Source organism: Microbispora cellulosiformans (genome assembly GCF_008728085.1).
Taxonomy (GTDB): domain Bacteria; phylum Actinomycetota; class Actinomycetes; order Streptosporangiales; family Streptosporangiaceae; genus Microbispora; species Microbispora amethystogenes.
The window spans coordinates 1-7,501 of the sequence record NZ_VYTZ01000034.1 but is presented as its reverse complement, the minus strand read 5'-3'; the positions used below and the strand labels follow the sequence as shown (position 1 = coordinate 7,501).

Here is a 7,501-nt window from a genome sequence, read left to right as displayed (position 1 = left end):
CTGGCCCGTTGGCGGGGTGACGGGCAGCTGGTCTTCGCGGGCCGGGCCGATGAGCAGGTGAAGATCCGCGGGTTCCGCATCGAACCCGGCGAGATCGAAGCCGTCCTGGCGAGCCATGAATCCGTCGCACAGGCCGTGGTGGTCGCCCGCGAGGACCGCCCGGGCGACAAGCGCCTAATCGCCTACATCGTCCCCACCACCGAAAACACCATCGAAAGCGGCGACACCAGCGACGGCAGCGGCACCGTCGGAAGCAGCGGCGCCGTCGGAAGCAGCGGCGCCGTCGGCAGTGGCGACTCTGCCGGGAGCAGCGACGATGCCGGAGGGATCGGCACTGCCGCCAGAGACGACACCGCCGAAAGCCGTGCAAGCGGCGACGGCAGCGGCCTCGTCGTGAGCGGTGGAGGCGGCGGGGGTGGGAACAGCAGGAGCGGCAGTGGCAGCGGCGGCAGCGTGGATACGGCTGGGGTGCGGGACCATGTCGCCGCGCGGTTGCCGGAGTACATGGTGCCGTCGGCGGTGGTGGTGCTGGAGCGGCTGCCGGTCACGGCGAACGGGAAGGTGGACCGGGCCGCGTTGCCCGCGCCGGACCTGGCCGGTCTGGCCGGGTCGGCCGGCGGTCGTGCCCCGGCCACTCCCACCGAAGAGGTGCTCTGCGGGCTGTTCGCCGAGATCCTCGGGGTGGAGGAGATCGGCACGGACGCCTCCTTCTTCGACCTCGGCGGCGACTCCCTGCGGGCCATGCGGCTGCTGGCCCGAATCCGGTCGGTGCTGAACGCCGAGGTCAGCATCCGCGGGCTGTTCGCCGAGCCGACCGTCGCCGGAGTGGCCCGGCTCATCGACGGCTCGGGTGAGACCCGTCGGGCGTTGACGCCGATGCCACGGCCGGAGGCGCTGCCGCTGTCGTACGCCCAGCAGCGGATGTGGTTCCTCAGCCGGCTGGAGGAAGTCGGCGGAGGTGCGAACTACAACCTGCCACTGGCCCTGCGCCTGTCGGGTGATCTGGACATAACGGCCCTGGAGGCGGCCGTCGGTGACGTCGCCGACCGCCACGAGAGCCTGCGCACGATCTTCCCCGAGACCGATGGCGTACCCCGCCAGCACATCCTGGACGGGCCGGCCGGCAGGCCACCGCTGGTGGTTGTCGAGACCACCTCCGATCAGGCCGGGGAGGTGCTGGCCGCCCAATCAAGCCGCGGCTTCGACTTGAGCGTCGAGCTGCCCTGGCGGGTGCGGCTGCTGGTGACGGGTCCTTCGGAGTATGTGCTGCTGATCGTGGCACATCACATCGCGGTGGACGGCTGGTCGATGGGGGTGCTGGGCCGGGACCTGAGCACGGCGTACGCGGCCCGTCGCGAGGGACGCGCGCCGGAGTGGCGGCCGCTGCCGGTGCAGTACGCGGACTACGCGCTGTGGCAGCGAGAGGTCCTGGGCGACCTGGACGATCCGGGCAGCCTGATCAGCGGCCAGCTCGGTTACTGGCGTCAGGCCTTGGAAGGCGCGCCGGAGGAGCTGGCGCTTCCGGCCGATCGGCCGCGTCCGGCGGCGTCGTCGTTCCGCGGCGGCAACGTGCATCTGGAGGTGGACGCGGAGACCCACGCCCGGCTGGTGGAGCTGGCGCAGGGCGGTAACGCGACGATGTTCATGGTGGCGCACGCGGCGCTGGCGGTGCTGCTGGCGAAGGTGGGCGCGGGGACCGACATCCCGATCGGTACGGCGATCGCCGGTCGCGGGGACGCGGCGCTGGAGGATCTGGCCGGGTTCTTCGTCAACACCCTCGTCCTTCGCGCCGACCTGTCCGGCGACCCGTCGTTCGAAGACGTGCTGGCGCGGGTGCGCGAGACCGACCTGGCCGCCTACGCCCACCAGGACGTCCCCTTCGAACGCCTCGTGGACGAGCTCAACCCCACTCGTTCCCTGTCCCGGAACCCGCTCTTCCAGATCATGCTGGCCGTGCAGAACGCCACACCGCCCACGTGGAACCTGCCGGCTCTCCAGGTGTCCTCGGCACAGCCCTCTTCCGAAGAAGTCGCCCGGTTCGATCTGTCGGTGACGCTGGTGGAGCGCCGGGACGAGGCCGGGGCTCCGGCCGGGCTGGGCGGCGGTGTCCTGTACGCCGCCGATCTGTTCGACGAGTCCACTGCTCAGGCGCTCGCGCGGCGGTTGGTGCGCGTGCTGGAGCAGGTCGCCTCCGACTCGTCGCTGCGGCTCAGCCAGGTCGATGTGCTGGAGGAGTCCGAGCGGCGGTCGGTGGTGGAGGAGTGGAACGCCACCGCCACCCCGGTGGTGGTCGGGACGGTGCTGGACCGGTTCGAGGAGCAGGCCGATCGCGCACCGGATGCGGTGGCGGTCTGGTGCGACGGAAACGGCGTCTCCTACCGGGAGGTGGAGGACGCCGCCAACCAGCTCGCCTCCTACCTGCGCGAGTTGGGGGTTGGCGCGGAGTCCCGGGTGGGGCTGGTGCTGCCGCGCGGGGTTCAGTTGGTCGTGTCGATCCTGGCGGCCTGGAAGGCCGGGGCGGGATACGTGCCGATCGACCCCGCTTACCCCGCCGACCGGATCGGATTCATCCTGGCCGACAGCGCCGCCCAGGTCGTCATCGGCACCACCGCCACCCTGTCCGGCATCACAACGCCCGAGACCGGCACCGACGCCAATGCGGAGACGGGTGCAAGTGCGACCGCCAGCGTGGGTGCGAACAGCGCAGCTGCCGAAACCCTCACAGGTGCGGGTGGGTTGCGTGTGGTCGTGCTGGATGACGAGCGCACGGCTGAGCGTATCGATGCGCAATCGGCGGAGCGTTTCGATGTGGCTGTCGAGGCGTCGGGGTTGGCGTATGTGATTTACACCTCGGGGTCGACGGGGCGGCCGAAGGGGGTGGCGGTGCCGCATGCCGGGGTGGCGAACCTCGCGCATGCGATGCGGCCGGCCCTCGACGTGGGCCCGGGGGTGACGGCGTTGCAGTTCGCCTCCTTCGGGTTCGACGCCGCCGTGCTGGATGTCGCCGTCACTTTGGCGGCGGGGGGAACGCTGGCGATCGCGACGGAGGCCGAGCGGGCCGAACCGGAGGCGCTCGCCCGCATGATCGGCGCGGCGGGTGTCGAGGTGGCGAGTGTGGTGCCGTCTCTGCTGAGTGTGCTGGACCCGGAGGCCGTGCCGGGGGTGCGTCGGTGGGTGCTGGGTGCCGAGCGGTTGAGCGCCCGCCTAGCGGCGAGGTGGGTGGGGTCGGGGGCGGAGGTGTGGAACACCTACGGCCCGACCGAGGCCAGTGTGATCACCACCGCAAGCCCGATAGCGACTCCGGTGGAGCAGGACCCGGCGATCGGTGCGCCGCTCCCCAACACCGCCGTGTTCGTGCTGGACGACTTCCTCCAGCCGGTCCCGCCCGGGGTGACCGGGGAGCTGTACATCGCCGGCGCGGGTCTGGCCCGGGGGTATGTGGGCCGTCCGGGGATGACTGGCGAGCGGTTCGTCGCCTGCCCGTTCGCGGACGGGGTGCGGATGTACCGCAGCGGCGACCTGGCCCGCTGGCTCAACGACGGCCAGTTGGCATTCGTCGGCCGCGCGGATGAGCAGGTGAAGATCCGCGGGTTCCGTATCGAACCCGGAGAGGTCGAAGCCGTCCTCGCGAGCCACGAGTCCGTGACCCAGGTCGCCGTCATCGTTCGCGAGGACCGCCCCGGAGACAAACGCCTGGTCGCCTACGTCGTCCCCGCCCTGAACCCGGACGCACAAGCCCCCACCGTCATCAGCCCGGCCACCGCGAGCGCGGGTACTGCGAGTTCGGGTGCTGCCAGCCCAGACGTCGCAGGCTCCGGCGCGCTGGGCGAGGAGGGTTCCCCGAGCGGGACGGGCATGGATGTCACCGGTCCGGACGCCGCGAGCCCGGCCGATGGCGGGGCGGTCGCCGCGCGGGTGGATATCGCGGCGTTGCGGGAGTTCGCGGCGTCGCGGTTGCCGGATTACATGGTTCCGCTGGTCGTTCAAATCGAGGCGATTCCGCTGACGGTCAACGGCAAGCTGGACCGGGCTGCCCTACCGGCGCCTGATCTGCCCGATGCGGGGCGGGCCGCGGAAACCCCGATGGAAGAGATCCTCTGCGGACTGTTCGCCGAGGTTCTGGGCGTGGAGCAGGTCGGCGCGGAGGCGTCGTTCTTCGAGCTGGGCGGCGACTCCATCATGTCGATGCTGCTGGTCGCCGCCGCCCGCCGCGCCGGACTGATCATCACCGCGCGTCAGGTCTTCGAGAACCAGACCCCGGCCGCGCTCGCCACTGTCGTCCGTACGGCCGACCAGGCCGCTCCGGTGGGCGGCGGCGAGCCGGGCGTCGGAGAGATCCCGCTGACGCCGGTGATGCACGAGATCCTGGACCGGGCGGGAACGGACCGGATCGGCCAGGCCGCGCAGTCGACGATGATCGTCACACCGGCCGATCTCGACTTCGGCACGCTGGCGAACGCGGTTCAGGCGCTGGTGGACCACCACGACGTGCTGCGCGCCCGGCTGGAGGCCGAGCCGAAACCGCGTCTGGTGGTGCCGGAGACGGCTGCGGCGGCCGATTGGCTGCACCGGGCCGACGTACGCGGACTCGACGGTGACGCGCTGCGCGAGGCGGTGGACGAGCAGACCCGGGCGGCGGCCGCACGACTGGATCCGCAGGCGGGGGTGATGGCCCAGTTCGTCTGGTTCGACGCGGGACCGGACGTGCAGGGACGTCTCCTGGTCACCATCAACCACCTGGTGGTCGACGGGGTCTCCTGGCGGATCCTGGCGCCGGACCTGGCCGAGGCGTACATGTCGCTGGCCGCGGGCAGGGAGGTCGCGCTCCAGCCGGTGCCGACCTCGTTCCGGCACTGGGCGCGGGCGCTGGCCGCACAGGCCGTCACTCCCGAACGGGTGGCTGAAACACCTGAATGGGTGGGGCTCCTGCGGAGTCCCGACCCATCGTTCACCTCCCGGCCGGTGGATGCCGGCAGGGACGTCGGCGCGGCGGTGCGCGAGCTGGCGGTGAAGGTGCCGGTCGACGTCACCTCGGCGCTGCTTACCACCGTTCCCGCCGCGTTCCACGCGGGGGTCGAGGACGTGCTGCTGACCGGTCTCGCGGCGGCCGTCGCCGAATGGCGGCGCGAGCGCGGCGAGACCACGACCGGCGTCCTGCTCGATCTGGAGGGCCACGGCCGCGTCCCCCTGGCCGACGGTCTGGAGCTCTCCCGCACGGTGGGCTGGTTCACCGACAGCCATCCCGTACGGCTCGACGTCGGCGCGGCCGACCACACCGATCTGCGGGCGGGCGGCCCTGCCGCGGACCGGGCGGTCAAGCGGGTCAAGGAGCAGCTGCGGGCAGTCCCCGGAGACGGCCTGGGATTCGGCCTCCTCCGCTATCTCAACGACGAGACCACCGCCGAGCTCGCCTCGCTTCCGAGGCCGCAGATCGGCTTCAACTACCTGGGCAGGTCGGCGGCCGGGTCCGCGACCGACGACCCGGCGGGCGGCGAGCGCCGGGAAGGCCCTGAAGCCCGGGAAGCCCGGGAAGCCCGGGGAGGCCGCGGAGGACCACCCCGGCTGAGGGACTGGCAGACGACCACCGAGGGCGGCGGCGATGCCAACAAGGACATCCCCGTCATGCACCCCTTGGAGGTCATGGGGGTGGTCCACGACCTGCCGGAGGGTCCCCAGCTCTCGCTGGTCATGCTGTGGCCGGCGGAGCTCATGCCGGAGACGGCCGTACGCGCCCTGGCGGAGGGCTGGGCCGGGATGCTGGCCGGCCTCGCCGCTCATGCCTCCGCCGGCGGCAGCGGGGGTCACACGCCCTCCGACTTCCCCCTGGTGGAGATCAGCCAAGGCGACCTGGACGAGTTCGAAGCCGCCGCGGCGGAGCTTGCGGAAGGGGAATGACATGAAGGAATCCGCGCTTGCGGGAGTGTGGCCGCTGTCCCCTCTCCAGGAGGGCATGCTCTTCCACTCCCTGTTCGACGAGCAGAACGCCGACGTGTACGTCGAGCAGATGATCATCGGGTTGGAGGGCGAGCTGGACGCGGCGCGGCTGCGGGCGTCCTGGCAGGCCCTGCTCGACCGCCACGAGAGCCTGCGCGCCGGGTTCCGCAGCCGCAGCTCGGGAGCCCCCGTACAGCTGATCATGAGGCGGGTGACCCTGCCGTGGCGCGAGGTGGACCTGTCGGAGCTGCCCGAGGACGAGGCGTGGGCCGAGTCGGAGCGGATCGGCATCGAGGAGCGGGCCGAGCGGTTCGACCTGGCGGTGCCGCCGCTGCTGAAGGTGCTCCTGGCGAAGGTGGCCCCCAGCCGATACCGGATGATGGTCACACTCCACCACATCCTGGTCGACGGCTGGTCGCTGCCGATCCTCATGGGCGAGCTGTGGCGGTCGTACGAGGCGGGCGGCACGGCCGAGGGACTGCCTCCGGTGACCCCGTACCGGCACTACCTGGAGTGGCTCGCCCGCCAGGACAAGGACGCGGCCAGGGAGGCGTGGCGGCAGGCGCTGAGCGACGTGGAGGGGCCGACGCTGGTCGCCCCGGCGGCGCGCGACGCCACCCCCGGCCACTGCGACAGCCTGACCGGGGAGGCGAGCGCCGAGCTGGACCAGGCGCTGCAGGAACTGACCCGCTCCCACGGCGTGACGCTGAACACGGTGGTGCAGACCGCGTGGGCGGTGCTGCTGGGCAAGCTGACCGGCCGGCGCGACGTCGTCTTCGGCTCCGTCGTGGCCGGCCGTCCGATGGACCTGCCCGGCGTGGAGAGCATGCTCGGCCTGTTCATCAACACCATTCCGGTACGCGTCCCGCTCGATCCCTCGCGTACGGTCGCGGAGACGCTGACCCGGCTCCAGGCACAGCAGTCGGCGTTGATGGACGCCCAATATCTGAGTCCCAGCGACATCCAGCGGCTGGCGGGGCCGGGCGCGACCTTCGACACCGCGCTGGCCTTCGAGAACTTCCCCTCCGGCTCCGGCGGCAACAAGCCGCCCGCCGACGGCGCCTCGCGTCCGGCGGGGCCGGGAGGGCTGAAGTTCACCGAGAACGGGCTCCGGGAGTCGATCAACTATCCCCTGGGCCTGGTCGCCGGCTCGCTCGGCGGGCTGAAGATGCGGCTGACCTACCGTCCGGACTTCTTCGACGAGAGCAGCGCCCAGGCGCTCATGGACCGCATGCTGCGGCTGCTCGACCAGATGGCGGCCGATCCCGGAGCCAGGATCGCCCAGCTCGACGTCCTGGGCGAGGCCGAGCGGCGGGTGGTGGTGGAGGAGTGGAACGACACGGCGCGTGTGGTGGGTGCGGGTTCGCTGGTGGAGCTGTTCGGGGCGCAGGCAGGGCGGACTCCGGACGCGGTGGCCGTGTCGGAGGCGGTGTCGGATGCGCTGCCCGACGGTGGGGTGGTGTGGACCTACGCGGAGTTGGCTCGGGTTTCGGATCGGGTGGCGTGTGGGTTGCTGGCTCGGGGGGTGGGCCGGGGTGTTCGGGTCGGGGTGGTGATGGAGCGGTCG

The 7,501-nt window shown here is 71.8% G+C and carries 2 protein-coding genes; both read left to right on the top strand.

Annotated features, from left to right (window positions below):
- The coding region (locus tag F5972_RS36645; RefSeq protein WP_191910505.1) for a non-ribosomal peptide synthetase at positions 1 to 5,895 on the top strand (5,895 nt) is incomplete at its 5' end.
- Between the two features lies 1 nt (position 5,896).
- On the top strand, positions 5,897 to 7,501 hold a 1,605-nt coding region (locus tag F5972_RS36640), incomplete at its 3' end, for a condensation domain-containing protein (protein WP_225312229.1).